Origin of the sequence: Streptomyces sp. NPDC002588 (assembly GCF_040295925.1) — a bacterium.
Lineage (GTDB): Bacteria > Actinomycetota > Actinomycetes > Streptomycetales > Streptomycetaceae > Streptomyces.
This window is the reverse complement of record NZ_JBEOWF010000014.1, coordinates 175,153-195,151: the sequence shown is the minus strand read 5'-3', so window position 1 is coordinate 195,151 and position 19,999 is coordinate 175,153. Positions and strand designations below refer to the sequence as shown.

General features: G+C 72.8%; 19 protein-coding genes and 1 pseudogene. 8 read left to right on the top strand and 12 right to left on the bottom strand.

What is annotated here, in order from left to right; translation table 11 throughout:
• Window positions 1-8: 8 nt before the first annotated feature.
• On the bottom strand, window positions 9-989 hold the full coding sequence (locus ABT057_RS18490; protein ID WP_352344114.1) for an NAD(P)H-quinone oxidoreductase: 981 nt from the start codon (window positions 987-989) through the stop codon (window positions 9-11).
• A 66-nt stretch (window positions 990-1,055) separates the two neighbouring features.
• A pseudogene (locus ABT057_RS18485) lies at window positions 1,056-1,688 on the bottom strand (potassium channel family protein); the annotation flags it as partial.
• 128 nt (window positions 1,689-1,816) lie between these two features.
• On the opposite strand from ABT057_RS18485, the gene ABT057_RS18480 reads away from it, so the two are divergent.
• Complete coding sequence (locus tag ABT057_RS18480) at window positions 1,817-2,938, top strand: potassium channel family protein (RefSeq protein WP_352344113.1); 1,122 nt, start codon at window positions 1,817-1,819, stop codon at window positions 2,936-2,938.
• Window positions 2,939-3,007: 69 nt separating this feature from the next.
• Here the strand turns inward: ABT057_RS18480 and ABT057_RS18475 are convergent, their stop codons facing one another.
• From ABT057_RS18475 to pdhA, 5 genes are all read right to left on the bottom strand, one after another.
• Window positions 3,008-4,417: a molybdopterin molybdotransferase MoeA gene (locus ABT057_RS18475; protein ID WP_352344112.1), complete on the bottom strand. Its 1,410-nt coding sequence runs from the start codon at window positions 4,415-4,417 to the stop codon at window positions 3,008-3,010.
• Window positions 4,414-5,319 carry an NTP transferase domain-containing protein gene (locus ABT057_RS18470; protein ID WP_352344111.1) on the bottom strand — a complete coding sequence of 302 codons (906 nt, stop codon included), beginning with the start codon at window positions 5,317-5,319 and terminating at the stop codon, window positions 4,414-4,416. The genes ABT057_RS18475 and ABT057_RS18470 overlap by 4 nt, the downstream gene beginning before the upstream one ends.
• Window positions 5,320-5,391: 72 nt before the next feature.
• The gene (locus ABT057_RS18465; RefSeq protein WP_352344110.1) at window positions 5,392-6,636 is read right to left on the bottom strand and encodes a dihydrolipoamide acetyltransferase family protein; all 1,245 of its coding nucleotides are present in this window, start codon (window positions 6,634-6,636) and stop codon (window positions 5,392-5,394) included.
• The gene (locus tag ABT057_RS18460) at window positions 6,636-7,640 is read right to left on the bottom strand and encodes an alpha-ketoacid dehydrogenase subunit beta (protein ID WP_352344109.1); all 1,005 of its coding nucleotides are present in this window, start codon (window positions 7,638-7,640) and stop codon (window positions 6,636-6,638) included. Before ABT057_RS18460 ends, ABT057_RS18465 begins: the two co-directional genes overlap by 1 nt.
• Window positions 7,637-8,782 carry a pyruvate dehydrogenase (acetyl-transferring) E1 component subunit alpha gene (pdhA, locus tag ABT057_RS18455; RefSeq protein WP_352344108.1) on the bottom strand — a complete coding sequence of 382 codons (1,146 nt, stop codon included), beginning with the start codon at window positions 8,780-8,782 and terminating at the stop codon, window positions 7,637-7,639. Before pdhA ends, ABT057_RS18460 begins: the two co-directional genes overlap by 4 nt.
• Window positions 8,783-8,972: 190 nt before the next feature.
• Between pdhA and ABT057_RS18450 the strand changes: the two genes are divergently transcribed.
• Window positions 8,973-9,494: an Lrp/AsnC family transcriptional regulator gene (locus ABT057_RS18450; protein WP_502973937.1), complete on the top strand. Its 522-nt coding sequence runs from the start codon at window positions 8,973-8,975 to the stop codon at window positions 9,492-9,494.
• Between the two features lie 5 nt (window positions 9,495-9,499).
• Here ABT057_RS18450 and ABT057_RS18445 read toward each other — a convergent pair whose 3' ends face one another.
• Entirely contained in the window at window positions 9,500-10,087 is a 588-nt protein-coding gene (locus ABT057_RS18445; RefSeq protein WP_352344107.1) for a TetR/AcrR family transcriptional regulator, read from the bottom strand.
• Window positions 10,084-11,607: a 3-hydroxyacyl-CoA dehydrogenase gene (locus ABT057_RS18440; RefSeq protein ID WP_352344106.1), complete on the bottom strand. Its 1,524-nt coding sequence runs from the start codon at window positions 11,605-11,607 to the stop codon at window positions 10,084-10,086. Before ABT057_RS18440 ends, ABT057_RS18445 begins: the two co-directional genes overlap by 4 nt.
• A gap of 159 nt (window positions 11,608-11,766) precedes the next feature.
• Between ABT057_RS18440 and paaN the strand changes: the two genes are divergently transcribed.
• Window positions 11,767-13,476: a phenylacetic acid degradation protein PaaN gene (gene paaN, locus ABT057_RS18435; RefSeq protein ID WP_352344105.1), complete on the top strand. Its 1,710-nt coding sequence runs from the start codon at window positions 11,767-11,769 to the stop codon at window positions 13,474-13,476.
• 13 nt (window positions 13,477-13,489) lie between these two features.
• Here the strand turns inward: paaN and ABT057_RS18430 are convergent, their stop codons facing one another.
• Genes ABT057_RS18430 through ABT057_RS18420 form a run of 3 tightly spaced genes read right to left on the bottom strand, consistent with a single transcriptional unit; the run spans window position 13,490 to window position 16,169 of the window.
• Entirely contained in the window at window positions 13,490-14,230 is a 741-nt protein-coding gene (locus ABT057_RS18430; protein ID WP_352344104.1) for a TrmH family RNA methyltransferase, read from the bottom strand.
• On the bottom strand, window positions 14,227-15,423 hold the full coding sequence (locus ABT057_RS18425) for an HTTM domain-containing protein (protein WP_352344103.1): 1,197 nt from the start codon (window positions 15,421-15,423) through the stop codon (window positions 14,227-14,229). The genes ABT057_RS18430 and ABT057_RS18425 overlap by 4 nt, the downstream gene beginning before the upstream one ends.
• A complete protein-coding gene (locus tag ABT057_RS18420; RefSeq protein WP_352344102.1) occupies window positions 15,420-16,169 on the bottom strand; it encodes a DUF5819 family protein in 750 nt (249 codons plus the stop codon). Before ABT057_RS18420 ends, ABT057_RS18425 begins: the two co-directional genes overlap by 4 nt.
• A 214-nt stretch (window positions 16,170-16,383) precedes the next feature.
• Here ABT057_RS18420 and paaA point away from each other — a divergent pair, with 214 nt between their 5' ends.
• Genes paaA through ABT057_RS18395 form a run of 5 tightly spaced genes read left to right on the top strand, consistent with a single transcriptional unit; the run spans window position 16,384 to window position 19,988 of the window.
• A complete protein-coding gene (paaA, locus tag ABT057_RS18415; RefSeq protein ID WP_352344101.1) occupies window positions 16,384-17,382 on the top strand; it encodes a 1,2-phenylacetyl-CoA epoxidase subunit PaaA in 999 nt (332 codons plus the stop codon).
• Complete coding sequence (paaB, locus tag ABT057_RS18410; RefSeq protein ID WP_352344100.1) at window positions 17,379-17,666, top strand: 1,2-phenylacetyl-CoA epoxidase subunit PaaB; 288 nt, start codon at window positions 17,379-17,381, stop codon at window positions 17,664-17,666. The genes paaA and paaB overlap by 4 nt, the downstream gene beginning before the upstream one ends.
• On the top strand, window positions 17,663-18,394 hold the full coding sequence (paaC, locus tag ABT057_RS18405; protein WP_352344099.1) for a 1,2-phenylacetyl-CoA epoxidase subunit PaaC: 732 nt from the start codon (window positions 17,663-17,665) through the stop codon (window positions 18,392-18,394). The genes paaB and paaC overlap by 4 nt, the downstream gene beginning before the upstream one ends.
• Complete coding sequence (paaD, locus tag ABT057_RS18400; RefSeq protein ID WP_352344098.1) at window positions 18,388-18,927, top strand: 1,2-phenylacetyl-CoA epoxidase subunit PaaD; 540 nt, start codon at window positions 18,388-18,390, stop codon at window positions 18,925-18,927. The genes paaC and paaD overlap by 7 nt, the downstream gene beginning before the upstream one ends.
• On the top strand, window positions 18,927-19,988 hold the full coding sequence (locus ABT057_RS18395) for a 2Fe-2S iron-sulfur cluster-binding protein (RefSeq protein ID WP_352344097.1): 1,062 nt from the start codon (window positions 18,927-18,929) through the stop codon (window positions 19,986-19,988). The genes paaD and ABT057_RS18395 overlap by 1 nt, the downstream gene beginning before the upstream one ends.
• The last annotated feature ends 11 nt before the right edge of the window (window positions 19,989-19,999 follow it).

Below are 19,999 nucleotides of genomic sequence, written 5' to 3'. Positions count from 1 at the left end.
GGGAGAGCTCAGGGTGCGACGAGCAGCACCTTGCCGACGTGACCGCTGTCCTCGAGGATCCGGTGCGCTGCGGCCGCTTCGCTCATCGGGAGTTCGCGGTCGACGACGGGGCGGATGTGGCCGTCCGCGATCAGCGGCCAGACATGTTCGCGTACGGCCGCGACGATGGCCGCCTTCTCCTCCAGCGGGCGGGCCCGCAACGAGGTCGCGCTGATGGCGCCGCGCTTGCCCAGGAGCGCACCGATGTTCAGCTCGCCCTTGATGCCGCCCTGCATGCCGATGATCGCGAGTCGTCCGTTGACGGCGAGGCTCTGGACGTTGCGGTCCAGGTACTTCGCGCCCATGTTGTCGAGGATGACGTCGGCGCCCGCGCCGCCGGTGGCCGCCTTCAGCTCTGCGACGAAGTCCTGGTCGCGGTAGTTGATCAGGATGTCGGCGCCGAGTTCGGCGCACTGGTCCAGCTTCTCCTTCGTGCCCGCGGTGACGGCGATCCGCGCTCCGGCCGCCCTGGCGAGCTGGATCGCCATGGTGCCGATGCCGCTGGAGCCGCCGTGCACGAGCAGCGTCTCACCGGGTCGCAGGTGGGCGATCATGAAGACGTTCGACCACACCGTGCAGGTCACCTCGGGCAGCGCGGCCGCCCGCCGGAGGTCGGTCCCGTCCGGCACGGGCAGCAGCTGGCCGGCCGGCACCGCGACCTTCTCGGCGTAGCCGCCGCCCGAGAGCAGCGCGCACACCTCGTCCCCGACAGCCCAGCCGGAGACGCCGGTCCCCAGCGCGATCACCCGTCCGGAGCACTCCAGGCCGGGGTAGGGGGAGGCGCCGGGCGGCGGGTTGTAGAAGCCCTGCCTCTGCAGGATGTCGGCACGGTTGACGGCGCTGGCCACCACCTCGACCAGGACCTCGCCCTCGCCGGGTACGGGATCGGGGACCTCGTCCCAGACCAGCGCCTCGGGACCACCAGGTTCAGGAATCGTGATCGCATGCATGAGGGCGACGCTACCCCTCCACCCCGGGCCGGGATCCGCCGGGGAAATCGGCATGCCGCAGGTGACTCAGCCGACGCGGACGATCGTGATCAGCCGGTCCGTCGGTTCCAGGACGCCGATGGCGGGATCGTCGTAGGGGAGAACCCGGTGCCCGCGTACGACACTGACCACCAGGTCGGTCATGTCGCGCGGGCCGCGGCCCGCCTCCGCCTTGGTGACGGTCCGCTCGACCAGGTCCAGGCCGCTGCCCTGCTGTATGAGGTCCTCCATGACCAAGCCGGCCGACGGGCTGAGCACGGAGAGCCCCAGCAGCCGGCCGGCCGCTCCGGCGCTGGTGATGACCTGGTCGGCGCCGGACTGCCTGAGCAGCGGCGCGTTCTCCTCCTCCCGCACCGCGGCCACGATCTTCGCCTCGGGGTTGAGCTGGCGTGCCGTCAGCGCCACCAGGACGGCCGTGTCGTCGCGCTGGGTCGCGATGATGATCCGCCCCGCCCGCTGCACCTCCGCCCGCCGCAGCACGTCACTGCGGGTGGCGTCGCCGACCACGCCCTCGTAGCCCTCGGCGGTGGCCGCGTCGATCGCCTTCGCGCTGGGGTCGATCACCACGACCCGGTCCTTGCGCACCCCCGACACGCACACCGTCCGGATCGCGGACCGCCCCTTCGTGCCGAAGCCGACGACGACAATGTGGTCGCGCAAGGGGACCTCCGGGATCGGGAACAGGTCGCAACAGGCGTGGCTCGCCGGACGTGTTGCTTCACGACGGGCGCGAACCCGCCGGGAACCATGGTGCCCATCGATCGGACCGCGACCACAGGGGGCACGCGATGAAGGACCAGGAACGACATTCCGCCCGGCCGGTGCGGCTCTCCCTCTTCAGATCCCTCTGGTACCGCTCCCGGACCGAGGCGCGGGACGACGCCGAGGCGGGACGCTCCATCACGATGCCCGTGAGCGCCGGCGTGCCACCGCTCCAGCAGGTGCTGCGCCGGCTCGCCCTCGGCCTGCTGGTACTGGCCCTGACCACGCTGATCGTCTACGCCGACCACGACGGCTACAACGACAACTCCGACGGCTCCGTCGACTTCCTGGACGCCGCCTACTACGCCACCGTCACGCTCTCCACCACCGGCTACGGCGACATCACCCCCGTCAGCGACACCGCACGGCTGGTCAACATCCTCGTCATCACCCCGCTGCGGGTGCTGTTCCTGATCATCCTGGTCGGCACCACCCTGGAGGTGCTCACCGACCGCACCCGCCAGCAGGTCCGCATCCACCGCTGGCGAATGCGCACCCGCGATCATGTCGTGGTCGTCGGCTACGGCACGAAGGGCCGGCACGCCGTGCAGACCCTCGTGGGGCAGGGCATCACCAGGAACCGGATCGTGATCGTCGACGTACAGCACAAGGCCGCCGACCTGGCCGGCGACGACGGGCTGGTGACGGTGATCGGGGACGCCACCCGCAGCGAGGTGCTGCGGCGGGCCGAGGTCCAGCATGCCTCCCGGGTGATCGTCGCCTCGCAGCGCGACGACACGGCCGCCCTGGTCACCCTCACCGCCCGCCAGCTGAACCCTCGGGCCACGATCGTCGTCGCCGCCCGGGAGGACGAGAACGTGCCGCTGCTCAAGCAGTCCGGCGCGGACACCGTGGTCACCAGTTCCTCGTCCGCGGGCCGGCTGCTCGGTGTCTCCATGGTCAGCCCGACCGTGGCGAAGACCCTGGAGGACCTGATGACCCTGGGCAGCGGGCTGGACCTCGTCGAGCGTTCCGTCACCGAGAAGGAGGCGGGACAGCCGCCCCGCAGCTCCAAGGACCTGGTCGTGGCCGTGGTGCGGGACAGGCAGCTGCTCGACTACACCGATCCCCGGCTCGAGCGGCTCCAGCAGGGGGACCGCGTGATCACGGTCCGCCGGGCCACGGCGCGGGCCCCCGAGCGGGCGTGACGGCGATTCACCGGGCAGACGGACGATGTTTCACGTGAAACCGGGGATGTTTCGCGCGAACGGCCTGTTTCACGTGAAACAGGCCGCGACCCCGGCCGAAGCCCACGGCAGGTCGAGGAGTTCCGTCTCCTGACCCGCCCGGACACCGCCAGGCGGTACGACGGCCAGCGCGTCGGCCGCCGCGACGCCCCGCAGCATGGCCGGCCCGTTGTAGTGCAACGGCACGGCGTGGTCACCCCGCAGCACCACCGGGACGAGCCGGGTGTCGGAGGGATGCCCGTGCGCCGCCTCCCTCAGGGGCAGCGTGTACGGCTCGGGGGCCGGTCGGGCGGCCAGGGTGCCCAGCAGCGGTTCGGCAAGCGTGAGCAGCCCGGAGACGGCCGCGAGGGGGTTGCCGGGCAGTCCGACGAGGTGCTGGTCCTCCCGGATGCGGGCCAGCAGCATGGGGTGACCGGGACGTACCTGGACGCCGTCGACGAGGAGTTCGGCCCCGACGCGGCGCAGCACGGGGTGGACGTGGTCGACGGGACCCGAGGCGGTCCCGCCGGTGGTCACGACCAGGTCGGCGGTGGAGGCCGTGACGGCCCGGTGCAGAGCCTCCGCGTCGTCGCCGAGCCGGCGCACGGCCGTGACCTCGGCGCCCAGGGCCCGCAGCCACGGCGGCAGCATCGGGCCGAGCGCGTCCCGGATGAGCCCGTCGTGCGGACGGCCCTCGGTGAGCAGTTCGTCACCCAGGACGAACACCTCGACCCGGGGGCGCGGGACGACGGCCAGCGTGTCGTACCCGGCGGCGGCGGCGAGTCCGAGGACGGCCGGGGTCACCATCGCACCGGAGGGCAGCAGCTGGTCGCCGCTACGGCACTCCTGGCCACGTGGGCGGATGTCCTGGCCGTGGCTCATGTCCCGGACGGGGTGGAGCCGGTCCTGTGCGTCGATGCGGCCGTGCTCGCTGCGCAGTACCGCGGTGGTGTCCGGGGGGATGCGGGCGCCGGTGGCGATCCGGGCGGCCTCTCCGTCGGCGAGAGGGCCTGGCGCGGCGCTCCCGGCCAGCACGCCCTCGTCCCGGACGCGCCAGGGGCCGGGGCCCGCGACCGCCCAGCCGTCCATGGCGGACGTGTCGAAGGAGGGCAGGTCGGTGAGGGCGGTCAGAGGGGCGGCGAGGACGTGTCCCAGGGCGTCTCCGAGGGTCACCGAGACGGGGGCGCGGCGGGCCGCCCGGGGGCGGGCGGCCCGGCCCGCGATCGTGCGGGCCTCGGGCCAGGGGGTGGCCCGGGAGCGGCCGGGCCGGTCGTTCCGGTCCTCCGGCGCACGGGAGGGACGGGACGCGTCCTTCCCGGCCGGGCCGTTCGCGTCCCGGGTGGGGGACTTGCCGTCGTTCACCAGGGCGAGCACCTCCTCGACATCGAGTTCCTCGTCGTCGCAGGTCTCGTCATCGCGAATCCCGGTGTCCTGGCCGCCCCGGGTGCCGCGGGCGGTCATCCGGCGTCCGGTCCCGTGGCGTCGCCGGGCTTGGCCTCGGCCTCCTGCTCGGCCTCCGCGGCCCAGCGCAGGGCGAGGGCGGCTGCCTTGCGGGCGGCCTCGGCGACGGCCTCGGGTCCTCCCTGGGTCTGTGCGGCCGCGTAGCCGACCAGGAAGGTCGTCAGCGGCGCCGCGGGCCGGGCGACCCCGTGCGCGGCGTCGCGGGCGAGGTCGAGGAGGACGCCGGTGTCGACATCGAGGTCGATGCCCAGTTCGTCCTTGACTGCGGAAATCCATTCATCCAACACGTGCCCATGCTCCCTGATACGTGCTCTGGCGGCGGCGATGTCGTCCCAGGTGTCGCAGTCGAAGGCGGCGACGGGGTCGGGGACGCGGGTGAGGTCGAGCCCGGCGGTCAGCCGGCGCAGCGGCAGCCCGGCGAGAGTGCCGTGAGCCGCGCCGAGCAGCCCCAGCTCCCGGCGCAGGGCGGCCGTGCGATAGGCGGCGACGAGTGGCTGGTCGCGGCCGTCGGCGTCGGTGAGCAGCGCGCCTTCGGCGCGGCCGGCCCGCAGGGCGCCCAGGAGGCGCCGTACCGTGCCGGGCGCGAGGAAGGGCAGGTCGGCGGAGAGGACGAGGACGTCGTCGGCCGTGGTGGGGCGCAGTCCGGCGTCGAGCGCGGCGACGGGGCCCGCGCCGGGCGGGTCCTCACGCGCCCAGCGCACCGGACGGGCGGTGGTCCTGGGGTCCGCGACGACGACCGTCGTCCGCGCGTCGGCGCAGGCGCCCAGCACCCGGTCGAGCAGCGGGCGCCCGCCGACCCGCACCCCGGGCTTGTCCGCACCGCCGAGCCGCCGGGCGCCTCCGCCGGCGAGCACCACGGCGTCGTACGCGCCGGTGGTGCCGCCGGGCTCGTTGGAGGTCATCCCCCGAGTATGCGGGCCGCCGTGGGGGTGAGGGCACCCCCGGCCATGGGGAACCCGGGAGCGGACACGGGGTCACAGTGTGCGCAGCAGCACCGCCGGCTGTTCGACGCAGTCCGCGACGTACCGCAGGAATCCCCCGGCCGTGCCGCCGTCGCACACCCGGTGGTCGAAGGTCAGCGAGAGCTGGACGACCTGGCGGACGGCCAGCTCGCCCTCGTGCACCCAGGGCCTGGGGACGATCCGGCCGACGCCGAGCATGGCCGCCTCCGGGTGGTTGATGATCGGCGTGGAGCCGTCGACGCCGAACACTCCGTAGTTGTTGAGCGTGAAGGTCCCGCCGGTCAGCTCCGCGGGGGTGAGGCGGCCGGCCCGGGCGGCCTCGGTGAGCCTGGCGAACTCCGCGGTGAGCCCCTCGGCGCCCCGGGCGTGCGCGTCGCGGACGACGGGCACGACGAGTCCCCGCTCGGTCTGTGCGGCGAAGCCGAGGTGCACCTGCTCGAAGCGGACGATCTCCCTGGCCTCGAGGTCGACGGTGGAGTTGAGGTCGGGGAACCGGGCCAGGGCGGCGGTGCAGATCCGGGCCAGCAGCGCGAGCAGGGAGATCTTCGGGCGGCCCGGTGCGTTCATGGCGGTGCGGGCGCGCATGAGCTCGGTCGCGTCGGCGTCCACCCAGCAGGTCGCGTCGGGGATCTCGCGACGGCTGCGGGAGAGCTTGTCGGCGACGGCGCCCCGGACGCCCTTGAGGGGGATGCGGTTGCCGTCGGCCGGAAGGGCCACGGGCGCCGGCTCGGGTGCGGGTGTCCGCAGCGCGTTCTCCACGTCCGCGCGCAGGATCAGTCCTTCGGGGCCCGAGCCCCGGAGTTCGCGCAGATCGAGGCCGTTCTCCCGGGCGAGGCGGCGCACCAGGGGCGAGATGACGGGCACGGGCCCGCCCGTCACCGGCGGAGCGCTCGCCTGCACGACGGGGCCGGCCGGAGCCTGCCGTACCCGGCGCCTGCGGGCAGGCGCCTGCGAGGTGCCGTATCCCACCAGCACGTTCCCCGAGCTCTCCGCCTCGTCGCCGGAGGCCGGGGGACCGACCGCGACCGTGATCAGCGGGGCGCCCACGGGCAGTTCGGCGCCCTCCTCGCCGAAGCGGGCGGTGACCACACCACCGTAGGGGCAGGGCACCTCCACCATCGCCTTGGCCGTCTCGACCTCGACGACGGGCTGGTCGACGGCGACCACGTCTCCGACCTGGACCAGCCAGCGCACGATCTCCGCCTCGGTGAGTCCCTCGCCGAGGTCGGGGAGCTTGAACTCCAGCACCTGTGCCATCAGTCCCCCGCTTCCCACTGCAGCCGTGCCACGACGTCCAGGACACGGTCGACGCCGGGCAGGTGATGCCGCTCCAGCATCGGCGGCGGGTAGGGGATGTCGAAGCCGGCGACGCGCAGCACCGGTGCCTCCAGGTGGTGGAAGCAGCGTTCCGTGACCCTGGCCGCGATCTCCGCGCCGGGACCGCCGAAGGAGCCCGACTCGTGGACGACGACCGCCCTGCCGGTGCGCCGTACGGACGCGGCGACCGTCTCGTCGTCGAAGGGCACCAGGGACCGCAGGTCGACGACCTCGAGGTCCCAGCCCTCGGCGCGTGCGGCCTCCGCGGCCTCGAGGCAGACCGGCACGGACGGACCGTACGTGATGAGGGTGGCGCTGTGGCCGGGGCGGCGGACCACCGCACGGCCGATCGGTTCGACAGGCGTCGGCTCCTGCGGGTTCCAGGCGTCCTTCGACCAGTACAGGCGCTTGGGTTCGAGGAAGACGACCGGGTCGTCGGAGGCGATGGCGGCGCGCAACAGGCCGTAGGCGTCGGCGACCGTGGCGGGCGTGACGACATGGAGCCCCGGAGTCGCCATGTAGTACGCCTCGGACGAGTCGCTGTGGTGCTCGACGCCGCCGATGCCGCCCCCGTAGGGGACCCGGATGGTGAGCGGGAGCGGCATCGCGCCCCGCGTGCGGTTGCGCATGCGGGACACGTGCGAGATCAGCTGCTCGAACGCCGGGTAGGCGAACGCGTCGAACTGCATCTCGACGACCGGGCGCAGACCGTACATGGCCATGCCGACGGCGGTGCCCAGGATGCCGGCCTCGGCGAGCGGGGTGTCGGTGCAGCGGTCCTCGCCGAACTCCTTCGCGAGCCCGTCGGTGACCCGGAAGACGCCGCCGAGGGTGCCCACGTCCTCACCCAGGACGTGCACGGCCGGGTCGGCGGCCATCGCGTCCCGCATGGCGCGCGTGAGGGCCTGCGCCATGGTCGCGGGCTTGAGGGCGACCGTCGTCATCGGTGGCCGCCTTCCGGGTCGTCCCGTTCCGCGTCGAGTTCAGCGCGCAGCAGGGCGCGCTGTTCGCGCAGGTGGGGCGTGTCCTCGGCGTACACGTGGGCGAAGAGGTCCATGGGGTCGAGCACCGGGTCCTCGTTCATACGGGCGCGCAGGTCGGCGGCCATCGCCTCGGCGGCGTCCCGCGCGGCCCGCCTGACGTCCTCGTCGAGCAGCCCGCGCGCGGTGAGCTCGCGTTCGATGAGCAGGACTGGGTCGTGCTCGCGCCAGGTCTCGACCTCCGCGTCGCCGCGGTAGCGGGTGGCGTCGTCGGCGTTGGTGTGGGCCTCGATGCGGTACGTGACGGCCTCGACGAGGGTGGGGCCGCCGCCCTCGCGCGCACGGCGTACGGCGTCGCCGAGGACCTCGTGCACGGCGGCCGCGTCGTTGCCGTCGACCAGGCGGCCGGGCATGCCGTAGCCGACGGCCTTGTGGGCGAGGGAGGGTGCGGCGGTCTGCTTGGCGAGCGGCACGGAGATCGCGAAGCCGTTGTTCTGGACGAGGAAGACGACCGGGGCCTGCCAGACCGCGGCGAAGTTCAGCGCCTCGTGGAAGTCGCCCTCGCTGGTGCCGCCGTCGCCGACCAGGGCGAGCGCCACCACGTCGTCGCCCTTGAGGCGGGCGGCGTGGGCGAGGCCCACCGCGTGCGGGAGCTGGGTGGCGAGCGGGGTGCACAGGGGGGCCACGCGGTGTTCGTGGGGGTCGTAGCCGGTGTGCCAGTCGCCGCGCAGCAGCGTGAGCGCCGCCACCGGGTCCACGCCGCGGGCGACGACCGCGAGGGTGTCGCGGTAGCTGGGGAAGAGCCAGTCACGGTCCTCGAGCGCCAGTGCGGCGGCGACCTCGCATGCCTCCTGGCCGGTGCTGGAGGGGTAGACGGCGAGCCGGCCCTGTTTGGTGAGGGCGGTGGCCTGGGTGTTGTAGCGGCGGCCGAGCACCAGTTGCGCGTACAGCCGCAGCAGCAGCTGCGGGTCGGCCTGCGCGGCCTTCTCGGTGCCGAGAACGCGGTAGGGCTGGGCATCGGGCAGCAGCGGCGCGGGGTCGCTGCGGGGCTGCCAGGCGGGCGGCGGGGTCGGCCGGTAGGCGCCCCGCTGCTCCATGACCGTCATGACGGCACCTCCTCGTGGGAGCGGTGTGGGAGGCGGGGCATTCTGTGACCCGTCTCACCTACCGATTGTTCGGTCGTCGGCACAATTTGGCTACTGGCCCCCCGAGGCTGTGGACAAACGGTTCTCCACAGCTTGAGATGGACGCAGTACGTCCACGGCGGAGAGGCGGGGCCACGTGGCACCTGAACAAATGGCCGAGGGCCCGGAGGGCAGTGCGGTGCCGACGCTGTCCGAAGGGCCGCAGAGCGGTGCCGCACTGCCGCCGCCGCGTCCGCTCGACGCGATCGACCGGGACATCCTGCAGATGCTCCAGGCCGACGGCCGTGCCTCGATACGGTCCGTCGCCGAGCGGGTGCACGTCTCCCGCGCCAACGCCTACGCCCGGATCAACCGGCTCGTCGAGGACGGGGTGATCCGCGGCTTCGGCGCCCGGGTGAACCATGAGCGCGCGGGGCAGGGCACGAGCGCGTACATCACGCTGAAGATCGTGCAGAACTCCTGGCGTACCGTGCGCGAGCAGCTCAGACAGCTGCCCGGCGCCTCCCACATCGCCTTGGTCGGGGGCGATTTCGATGTGCTGCTCCTGGTGCACACGCCCGACAACCGGGCGCTGCGCGAGGTGGTGCTCACCCGGCTCCAGGAGATCCCCGAGGTGCTCAGCACCCGCACGCTGCTGGTGTTCGAGGAGGAGGACCTCGAGCCGCAGGGGTGAGCCCCCTAGACCGTGCGCAGGCCGCCGAAGACCAGCCGCGCCACCGCTTCGGCCACGTCGTCCTCCGCCATTCCTCGGCCGCCCGGGCGGTACCACTCCACGATCGAGTTGATCATGCCGAAGACCAGCCGGGTGGCGAGCCGCACCTCCACGTCCGGGCGGACGTCCCCGTCGGCGGCGGCCGCCTTCAGCAGTTCGGCCACCCGGTGGTCGAAGTCGCGGCGGCGCTCCAGGGCCCACCGCTCGGTGTCGGTGTTGCCGCGAACGCGCAGCAGCAGCGTCACATAGGGCAGTTCGCCGATGAGCACCTCGACCATCCGCCGCACGACGTACTCCAGGCGCTCGACGGACCGCCCCACGCACGCGTGCTCCTCGTCGAGGATCCCGAACAGGCCGTCCAGGGCGCGGCTGACCGCCCTGCGCAGCAGTTCCTCCTTGCCGGCGACATGGTGGTAGATCGACGACTTGGAGATGCCGGCCGCCTTGGAGAGGTGCTCCATGGAGGTGCCGTCGTAGCCGCGCTCGTTGAAGACCTGGACGGCGACGGAGAGCAGGGTCTCCGGGGTGTACGTGTCGCGTTTGACGGTGGTCACGAGGCGCCCTCCCGCTTCTCGGTGGCGAAGGAGTGCCGGTAGAGCGCGAGGGACGGCGCGTAGCGGCCGGAAGGGTCGCGCTCGTGCAGGTCGTCGAGGAGGGAGAAGGCCCACATACGGCCCAGGCGGCGGCTCCATTCGAAGGGACCGAGGGGGTAGTTCACGCCGAGGCGCATCGCGGTGTCGATGTCCTCCTCGGTGGCGACGCCCTTGGCGACGGCGTCGTGCGCGAGGTCGACGATCCGGGCGACCGTGCGGGCGACGATCATGCCGGGGACGTCGCCGATGACGCTGACGTCCTTGCCGAGCGCCTGGAACAGGCCGATCGCCTCGGCGAGGGTCTGCTGCGAGGTGTCCTGGGAGGCGGACAGGGCGATCCGGGTGGCCTTGCGGTAGTCCAGGGCGAGGTCGAAGTAGACGACGTCGCGGAACTCCACGGAGGTCTGGCCGTCGGCCAGGGCGAGCTGGCCGCCGCCGGGCAGCACCAGGCGGGTGCCGTGGTCCTCCTCGTCGTCGCGGACCTGGATGCCCGCCTCGCGGATCAGCGCCAGGAGTTCGCAGGCGGGGCCCAGGTCGCCCTCGGCGACGACGTAGGCGGGCGCCTGCTGCTTCTCCGCGGTGTGCGGCTCGTCCCGCTCGGCGTCACCGGTCTCATCGGGATAGTCGTACCAGCCCTGGCCGGTCTTGCGGCCCAGGCGGCCGGACTCGACCAGGCGTCGCTGGGCGAGCGAGGGGGTGAAGCGCACGTCCTGGAAGAAGGCCTGCCACACGGAGTGCGTCACCGACTCGTTGACGTCCTGCCCGATCAGGTCGGTCAGCTCGAACGCGCCCATCCGGAAGCCGCCGGACTCGCGCAGCACCGCGTCGATGGTGGCCGGGTCGGCGCCCTGCGCCTCGTAGACGGCGAACGCCTCGGCGTAGAAGGGCCGCGCGATGCGGTTGACGATGAAGCCGGGGGTGTCGGCGCAGGCCACGGGGGTCTTGCCCCAGGAGCGTGCGGTCTCGTACGCGCGCGTGGCCGACGTGACGTCGGTGGCGTACCCGGAGACGACCTCGACCAGCGGCAGCAGCGGCGCGGGGTTGAAGAAGTGCAGGCCCACCAGGCGGCCCGGGCTGCGCAGGGCACCGCCGATGGCGGTCACCGACAGGGACGAGGTGTTGGTGGCGAGCAGACAGTCCTCGCCGACCACGTCCTCCAGCCGGCGGAACAGGTCCTGCTTGGCATCCAGCTGCTCGAGGACGGCCTCGACGACCAGGCTGCAGTCCGCGAGGTCGGCGAGGCTCTCGGCGGGCAGCAGACGGGCGCGTGCGGCGTCGCGGTCGGCGGCGGCGAGACGGTTCTTCCCGACGAGCCGGTCGAGGCGCTCGCCGATCGCGGCGGCCGCTTCCCGGGCCCGGCCGGGGACGGCGTCATACAGCCGTACGAGGTGGCCCGCGACCAACGCGACCTGGGCGATGCCCTGGCCCATGGTGCCGGTGCCGACGACGGCCACGGGGCTGCTGAGGTCGAGTGCTGTCATGTGCGCGATCCTCCCGCACGGGGTTTTCCACAGATGCGGCAGGCCCCCTTGTCCCGACCGATCGTTCGGTTACTCTAGCCCTGACTGGCCGTTCCTGCCCAGGTTTCCGCCAGGTCACGGGCTCGAAGAAGAGTTCTCACCACGAGGAGTTGGTCCCGCATGGCCACCGCCGAACTGTCCGCGCACGACCTGATCGCCCAGCACCGGCCCACCCTCGACCAGGCCCTGGAAGCGATCCGCACCCGCGCGTACTGGTCCCCGCACCCGGAGCACCCCAAGGCCTACGGGGAGTCCGGCAGCCTGGACGCCGCGGCCGGCAAGGCCGCCTTCGACGCCGTCCTCGGCACCCGGCTCGACCTCGGCCAGCCCGGCACGGACGACTGGGTGGGCGGTGAGGTCTCGCCGTACGGCATCGAACTCGGCGTCACGTACCCGCACGCGGACGTGGACGTGCTGCTGCCCGCCATGAAAGCCGGACAGCGCGCCTGGCGGGACGCGGGCCCGGAGGTCCGCGCGCTGGTCTGTCTGGAGATCCTCAAGCGGATCAGCGACCGGACGCACGAGTTCGCGCACGCGGTCATGCACACCTCCGGCCAGGCGTTCATGATGGCGTTCCAGGCCGGCGGCCCGCACGCCCAGGACCGCGGTCTGGAGGCGGTGGCGTACGCGTACGCGGAGCAGGTCCGCACGCCCGCCGCGGCGGAGTGGAGCAAGCCCCAGGGCAAGCGGGACCCGCTCACGATGACCAAGAGCTTCACCCCCGTCCCCCGCGGCATCGCCCTGCTGATCGGCTGCAACACCTTCCCGACGTGGAACGGCTATCCGGGCCTGTTCGCGTCCCTCGCCACCGGCAACGCGGTCCTGGTCAAGCCGCACCCGCGCGCGGTGCTGCCGCTCGCGCTGACGGTGGGCGTCGCGCGCGAGGCGCTCGCGTCGGCCGGCTTCGACCCGAACCTGGTGGCGCTCGCCGCCGAACGGCCCGGCGAGGGCATCGCCAAGGCCCTGGCGACCCGCCCCGAGGTCAGGATCGTCGACTACACGGGCTCGACCGCCTTCGGCGACTGGCTGGAGACCAACGCCCGCCAGGCGCAGGTCTACACGGAGAAGGCCGGCGTCAACACGGTCCTGGTGGAGTCGACCGCCGACTACAAGGGCATGCTCGCCAACCTGGCGTTCTCGCTGTCCCTCTACAGCGGCCAGATGTGCACCACCCCGCAGAACCTGCTGATCCCCCGCGACGGCATCCGCACCGACCAGGGCCCGAAGACCTACGACGAGGTGGTCGCCGACCTCGCCCGCTCCGTCGACGGCCTGCTCGGCGACGACGCGCGCGCGAACGCGCTGCTGGGCGCGATCGTCAACCCGGACGTCAAGGCCCGCCTGGAGGCGGCCGCGGGCCTCGGCGAGGTCGCTCTCGCCTCCCGCGAGGTGACCAACCCGGAGTTCCCGGACGCGGTCGTGCGCACCCCGGTGATCGTCAAGCTGGACGGCGCGCGGAAGTACTGGGAGGGAGCCGACGACGAGGCGGCCTACCTGAGCGAGTGCTTCGGCCCGGTCTCCTTCGCGGTCGCCGTCGACTCGCCGGCCGACGCCCTCGCCCTGCTGCGGCGCACGGTGCGCGAGAAGGGCGCGATGACGGTCGGCGCGTACACGACGGACGCCGAGGTCGAGCGGGAGGTCGAGGAGGTCTGCTTCGAGGAGGCCGCCCAGCTCTCCCTGAACCTCACCGGCGGGGTGTACGTCAACCAGACGGCCGCCTTCTCCGACTTCCACGGCTCGGGCGGCAACCCGGCGGCGAACGCCGCGCTGTGCGACGGCGCGTTCGTGGCGAACCGCTTCCGGGTGGTGGAGGTCCGCCGGGACTCCTAAGACTCCAGTCGGGTCAGAAGCCCTGTGCGCTCCAGTGGTACAGCGTCATCGCCACGCTGGTCGCGAGGTTGTAGCTGGAGACCTGGGGGCGCATCGGCAGGGACAGCAGGTGGTCGGCCCGCGCGCGCAGCCCGGCGGAGAGCCCGCTGCGCTCCGAGCCGAAGGCCAGCAGGGCGTCGTCCGGGAGCTTCACGCCCCGCAGGTCGGCGCCCTCCGCGTCGAGCGCGAACACCGGGCCTGCCGGCAGGTCCGGCACGTCCAGCCGCTCGACGGCGGTCGCGAAGTGCAGTCCCGCGCCGCCGCGCACCACCGTCGGATGCCAGGGGTCGAGCGTGCCCGTGGTGATCACGCCGGTCGCCCCGAAACCGGCCGCCAGCCGGATCACGGCCCCCGCGTTGCCCAGGTTGCGCGGGTTGTCGAGGACCACGACCGGCGCGGTGCGGGGGGTGTGCGCCAGCCTCGCCAGCCGGTCCGCCCGGGAGGGCCGTACGGCCAGGGCGGCCACGGCCGTGGGATGCGGGCGGGGCACGAGCGCGGCGTACGTCGTCTCCGGCACCTCCGTCAGGAGGGCGGCCAGGCTCTGGCGCACGTCGGGGGCCAGCTCGTCGGCGAGGGCGAGTGCCGCCGCCCGGTCGGCGGTGACCGCCACCGGGACCTCGGCGCCGAAGCGCACGGCGTGCTTGAGGGCGTGGAAGCCGTCGAGCAGCACATGCGAGTCGGCGAGGCGGTGCCAGCGGCTCAGCGGGTCGGTCATGGCGCGGAGCCTACGTGGCTGGGCTCGGGATTCTCCGGGGCCCGCTGCTCCGGCACCGGGGTGCGGCCGTCGGCGGAGAACACCAGCGCACGCGCGCGTGCCGTCCAGCCGCCCAGCCGGCGCAGGAACGAGGTCGGCAGGAAGACCGCGTCCGTCGCGATCATCGCCAGCGAGAAGAACGGCAGTCCGAGCACCACGGCGATCACCGCGTGCTCGGTCATCATCGCCACCAGCAGTACGTTCTTCACCCGTCGATTGAACAGCGTGAAGGGGAAGGCGACCTGCACGATCACCGTGCCGTAGGTCGCGAGCATGACCAGGGTGCCGCTGGTGGCCAGCAGGTGGCCGAGCTCGGGCCAGGGGGAGAAGTAGTCCAGCTGCAGGGGGTAGTAGACGGCGGTGCCGTCCTGCCAGCGCGAGCCCTGGATCTTGTACCAGCCGGCCGTCGAGTAGATCAGACAGGCCTCGGCCATGATCACGAGCAGTGCGGCGTTGTGCAGGATGTTGCCGATGACGTCGAGCAGGATCCGCGGCTCGGCGGACTTGGTACGGCGTCCCACCGCCCACCACAGGGCCTGCGCGACCCACACCGCCCACAACAGCGCCGGAATCGTCCAGGCGCTGTGGAACCGGCCCGCCACCGTCACGATGGTCAGCGCGACCCCGGAGACGAGCCACAGGGCGGGCCCGACCCGGTCGGCGACCCGCTCCCCACGCGCGCGTGCCGCCCGGCGCGCGTCGAGCGACCACACCTGGCCGCAGCGCGTGAAGACCAGGTAGATCGCCATCAGGTGCAGGACGTTGTCGCCGCCGTCCCCCATGAAGACGCTGCGGTTCTGCAAGGACAGCACACCGACCATGAACAGCACCGACATGGTGCGGGTGCGCCAGCCCACCAGCAGCAGCGCGCTCGCCAGCACGGCGAGCAGGTACACGGCCTCGAACCACACCCGCCCGTCCGACCACATCAGCGCCGTGAAGGCGCCGTTGGTGCCGATCAGCTGCCGGGCCAGGACCGAGTTCCAGGGGCCGTCGGGGCCGTAGAGCTCCTCGCGGTGGGGCAGTTCACGCAGCAGGAACAGCAGCCAGGTCGCGCTGAAGCCGATCCGGACCAGGGCGCTCTGGTACGGGCCGTGCGCCGCCTCGGTGACCCGGGCTATCGCGGCGGACACCGTCAGGGTGAAGCGGTTCACCGCACGCCTCCCTCTGCCTCGCCGTCCGGCACGGCCCACCAGGGCAGCACCCGGTACACCGGCGTCGTCGACACCTTCTCGTCGCTCCACTTCGGCGGAGTCACGTTGGTGGTGCTGGAGCGGACCTGGACCCGTTCGATCACACCGTCGCCGCCGGCCGCGCCGCCGCGGTCCAGCCGCAGCACCACGATGCGGCGCAGATAGGTCTCGGAGAGGGCGCCGCGCAGGCCGACCCGGCGGTTGTCGCTGCCGTGCGAGCCGGTGAAGAAGTCCCAGGCGCGCCGCAGCTCGTTCTGCTGGGTGTGGCTGGGCAGCAGGTTGCCGTCGATCTCCCTGCCGTCCTGTGCGGACAGGTCGTACCAGCCGGTGGTGCGCGAGCCGCCGTCCGCGTCGGTGATCTGGGCGCGGACCTGGACGTCGATGTTCTGCTGCAGCGGGTTCGGCGCGAACAGCTTCCAGTTCTGTTCGAACTCGGGGTAGACCCAGTCGTCGATCGCAGTGCCGTGTGCCTTGGTGACCGTGTTCGACGGGGCGACGTGCAGGAAGACCATTCCCAGGTGCACGCAGACGGTGACCGCCACGACGGCCAGCGCCAGGGCGGCGCCTATCTGGTAGCGCGGGGAGAGTGCCGCCACGCCGGTGCGGGGTTCGGGCGGCGGCGCGTCGTCACCGGGTGGCCCCGCTTGGGGTTCCCCCGTCGGCCTCTGGGCCAGGGAGGCGTCGGAGCCTCCGTCGTACGCGTCCATTCCGCCCGTCCCCGCTTCCGGTCGTCTTCCCTTGCCGCTGTCGCCCCGTGCCCGCTGCGTCGCGCAATCGCGAACGGTACTCAGGCCCACCCGTCCGGCGCAGCCCCTCCCCGGTTATCCACAGCGGTTGACACCTTACGACGGCCGTCCCACCATGGAATCGCACGGACCGAACGATCGGTCGGGACATCTGGGAGTGATCGAGGGGGACCGCATGGCGACAGCAGCCGCGCACCGGACGACCGACACGCGAAGGGACGCGACGGCGGACGGCGAGGCGTACCAGCGTGCCTTCGACGCCGCCGTGGCCGCCGAAGAGCGCATCGAGCCCCGCGACTGGATGCCCGACGCCTACCGCGCGACGCTGGTGCGCCAGATCGCCCAGCACGCCCACTCCGAGATCATCGGCATGCAGCCCGAGGCCAACTGGATCACGCGCGCGCCCTCACTGCGCCGCAAGGCCATCCTGATGGCGAAGGTCCAGGACGAGGCCGGGCACGGCCTCTACCTGTACAGCGCGGCCGAGACCCTGGGCGCATCCCGGGAGGACCTGCTCGACAAGCTGCACACCGGCCGCCAGAAGTACTCCTCGATCTTCAACTACCCGACCCTGACCTGGGCGGACGTCGGCGCGATCGGCTGGCTGGTGGACGGCGCCGCGATCACCAACCAGGTCCCCCTGTGCCGCTGCTCCTACGGCCCGTACGCGCGCGCGATGGTCCGCATCTGCAAGGAGGAGTCCTTCCACCAGCGCCAGGGCTACGAACTGCTGCTGGCCCTCAGCAGGGGCACCCCCGAACAGCACGCGATGGCTCAGGACGCCGTGGACCGCTGGTGGTGGCCGTCGCTGATGATGTTCGGTCCGCCCGACGACGAGTCCGCGCACTCCGCGCAGTCCACGGCCTGGAAGATCAAGCGCCACTCCAACGACGAGCTGCGCCAGCGCTTCGTCGACATCTGCGTCCCGCAGGCGGAGTCCCTCGGCCTCACCCTGCCCGACCCGGACCTCAGGTGGAACGAACAGCGGGGGCACCACGACTTCGGCCCGATCGACTGGACGGAGTTCAAGGAGGTCCTCAAGGGCAACGGCCCGTGCAACGAACAGCGGATCACCCAGCGCCGGCGGGCGCACGACGAGGGCGCGTGGGTCAGGGAGGCGGCCGCCTCCTACGCGGCCAAGCACACCGGCGAGAGGAAAGTGGGACAGGCATGACGAACACCGACTGGCCGCTGTGGGAGGTCTTCGTGCGCTCCCGGCGCGGCCTGGCCCACACCCACGCCGGCAGCCTGCACGCACCGGACGCGGAGTTCGCCCTGCGCAACGCCCGCGACCTCTACACCCGGCGCGGCGAGGGCGTCTCCATCTGGGTCGTGCCGTCCTCGGTGGTCACCGCCTCCTCACCGGACGAGAAGGACCCGTTCTTCGAGCCGTCGGCCGACAAGCCCTACCGGCACCCCACGTTCTACGAGATCCCGGAGGGGGTTGAGCACCTGTGACGGCACGTGTGACGACCGCGCAGACCGGCACCGCCGCGCTCGCCCTCGGCGACGACGCCCTGGTGCTCTCCCACCGCCTCGGGGAGTGGATGGGCCACGCGCCCGTGCTGGAGGAGGAGGTCGCCCTCGCCAACATCGCGCTGGACCTGCTGGGCCAGGCCCGCATCCTGCTGTCGACGGCCGGCGACGAGGACGAACTGGCCTATCTCCGAGAGGAACGCGCCTTCCGCAACCTCCAGTTGGTCGAGCAGCCCAACGGCGACTTCGCGCACACCATCGCCCGCCAGCTGTACTTCTCGACCTACCAGCATCTGCTGTACGCCGAACTGGCCGCCGGCGACGGGCCGTTCGCCGGTCTCGCCGCCAAGGCGGTCAAGGAGGTCGCCTACCACCGCGACCACGCCGAGCAGTGGACCCTGCGGCTCGGCGACGGCACCGAGGAGAGCCACCGGCGGCTCGGGCGGGCGTGCGCGGCCCTGTGGCGGTTCACCGGCGAGATGTTCCGCCCGGTGGACGGGCTGGACGTCGACCCGGCCGGGCTGGAGGCGTCCTGGCTGGAGTCCGTCGGGGACGTGCTGCGGCGGGCCACCGTGCCGCTCCCCGAAGGACCTCGGTCCGGGGGGTGGACGGCCGGCGCGGGCCGCGAGGGCCTGCACACCGAGTCCTTCGGACGGATGCTCGCCGAGATGCAGCACCTGCACCGCAGCCATCCGGGGGCGGCATGGTGACCACCACCGCGCTGGAGGCGGAACTCCTCGAGATCGCCGGTTCGGTCCCCGACCCCGAACTGCCGGTGCTGACCCTCCAGGAGCTCGGCGTGCTGCGCGCGGTGCACCTGAGCGGGGCGGACGCCGTCGAGGTCGAACTGACCCCGACGTACACCGGCTGCCCGGCCGTCGAGGCGATGTCCCTGGACATCGAGCGGGCGCTGCGCGCGCACGGCATGCGCGAGGTCACCGTCCGCACGGTGCTCGCGCCCGCCTGGTCGACCGACGACATCACCGCCGAAGGCCGCCGCAAACTGCGGGAGTTCGGCATAGCGCCACCGCGCGCGGTGCGCGACAAGGGTCCCGTGTCGCTGGACCTCGGCCCGACCCGCACCCTGGAGGCCCGCACCCTGGAGGAGCCGGACCCGGTGCGCTGCCCGCACTGCGGCTCCGCCGACACCGAGCTGCTCAGCCGGTTCTCGTCCACCGCGTGCAAGGCGCTGCGGCGCTGCCTCGCCTGCCGTGAACCCTTCGACCACTTCAAGGAGTTGTGATGGCCCGCTTCCACCCGCTCCCGGTGGCCGCGGTGGACCGGCTCACCGACGACTCCGTCGCCCTCACCCTCACCGTCCCCGGGGAACTGCGCGAGGAGTACCGGCACGCGGCCGGCCAGCACCTCGCCCTGCGGCTCCTGGCCGACGGCACCGAGATCCGGCGGACCTACTCGATCTGCTCGCCCGCGCCCGACCCGGCCGGCGAGGGACCGCGCACCCTGCGGGTGGGCGTGCGGCTGGTCGAGGGCGGGGCGTTCTCGACGTACGCGCTGAAGGAGATCGCCGTCGGGGACGAGCTGGAGGTGATGACTCCGGCGGGGCGCTTCACCCTCGCCCCGGCACCCGGGCTGTACGCGGCGATCGTCGGCGGCAGCGGGATCACCCCGGTCCTGTCCATCGTCTCGACCCTGCTGGCGCGCGAGCCCGGCGCCCGGTTCTGTCTGATCCGCGGCGACCGCACGGCCGCGTCGACGATGTTCCTGGAGGAGGTCGCCGACCTCAAGGACCGGTATCCCGATCGACTGCAGCTGGTCACCGTCCTCTCCCGGGAGGAGCAGCAGGCGGGGCTGCCGTCCGGGCGGCTGGACCGGGAGCGGCTGACCGCGCTGCTGCCGGCGCTGCTGCCCGTGGCGGACGTGGCGGGCTGGTTCCTGTGCGGGCCGTTCGGCCTGGTGCAGGGCGCCGAGCGGACCCTGCGGGAGCTGGGCGTCGGCCGGTCCCGGATCCATGAGGAGATCTTCCACGTGGACAGCGCGGCGCCCGCGCCGGCCGCGGCACCGCCCGCGGACGCCACCGTGACGGCCCGGCTGGACGGCCGCGGCGGCAGCTGGCCGGTGCGCGACGGGGAATCGGTCCTGGAGACCGTGCTGCGGGGCCGGCCCGACGCTCCCTACGCGTGCAAGGGCGGGGTGTGCGGGACCTGCCGGGCCTTCCTGGTCTCCGGCGAGGTGCGCATGGACCGCAACTTCGCGCTGGAACGGGAGGAGACGGAGGCGGGATACGTGCTGGCGTGCCAGTCGCATCCGCTGACGGAGACGGTGGAGGTGGACTTCGACCGCTGAAGCGCCCACGG

What these genes read in the sequence shown, in the direction of transcription:
- ABT057_RS18490 (WP_352344114.1), bottom strand. Translation starts at nt 989, where the DNA reads ATGCATGCGATCACGATTCCTGAACCTGGTGGTCCCGAGGCGCTGGTC.
- ABT057_RS18480 (WP_352344113.1), top strand. Translation starts at nt 1,817, where the DNA reads ATGAAGGACCAGGAACGACATTCCGCCCGGCCGGTGCGGCTCTCCCTC.
- ABT057_RS18475 (WP_352344112.1), bottom strand. Translation starts at nt 4,417, where the DNA reads ATGACCGCCCGCGGCACCCGGGGCGGCCAGGACACCGGGATTCGCGAT.
- ABT057_RS18470 (WP_352344111.1), bottom strand. Translation starts at nt 5,319, where the DNA reads ATGACCTCCAACGAGCCCGGCGGCACCACCGGCGCGTACGACGCCGTG.
- ABT057_RS18465 (WP_352344110.1), bottom strand. Translation starts at nt 6,636, where the DNA reads ATGGCACAGGTGCTGGAGTTCAAGCTCCCCGACCTCGGCGAGGGACTC.
- ABT057_RS18460 (WP_352344109.1), bottom strand. Translation starts at nt 7,640, where the DNA reads ATGACGACGGTCGCCCTCAAGCCCGCGACCATGGCGCAGGCCCTCACG.
- pdhA (WP_352344108.1), bottom strand. Translation starts at nt 8,782, where the DNA reads ATGACGGTCATGGAGCAGCGGGGCGCCTACCGGCCGACCCCGCCGCCC.
- ABT057_RS18450 (WP_502973937.1), top strand. Translation starts at nt 8,973, where the DNA reads ATGGCCGAGGGCCCGGAGGGCAGTGCGGTGCCGACGCTGTCCGAAGGG.
- ABT057_RS18440 (WP_352344106.1), bottom strand. Translation starts at nt 11,607, where the DNA reads ATGACAGCACTCGACCTCAGCAGCCCCGTGGCCGTCGTCGGCACCGGC.
- paaN (WP_352344105.1), top strand. Translation starts at nt 11,767, where the DNA reads ATGGCCACCGCCGAACTGTCCGCGCACGACCTGATCGCCCAGCACCGG.
- ABT057_RS18430 (WP_352344104.1), bottom strand. Translation starts at nt 14,230, where the DNA reads ATGACCGACCCGCTGAGCCGCTGGCACCGCCTCGCCGACTCGCATGTG.
- ABT057_RS18420 (WP_352344102.1), bottom strand. Translation starts at nt 16,169, where the DNA reads ATGGACGCGTACGACGGAGGCTCCGACGCCTCCCTGGCCCAGAGGCCG.
- paaA (WP_352344101.1), top strand. Translation starts at nt 16,384, where the DNA reads ATGGCGACAGCAGCCGCGCACCGGACGACCGACACGCGAAGGGACGCG.
- paaB (WP_352344100.1), top strand. Translation starts at nt 17,379, where the DNA reads ATGACGAACACCGACTGGCCGCTGTGGGAGGTCTTCGTGCGCTCCCGG.
- paaD (WP_352344098.1), top strand. Translation starts at nt 18,388, where the DNA reads ATGGTGACCACCACCGCGCTGGAGGCGGAACTCCTCGAGATCGCCGGT.
- ABT057_RS18395 (WP_352344097.1), top strand. Translation starts at nt 18,927, where the DNA reads ATGGCCCGCTTCCACCCGCTCCCGGTGGCCGCGGTGGACCGGCTCACC.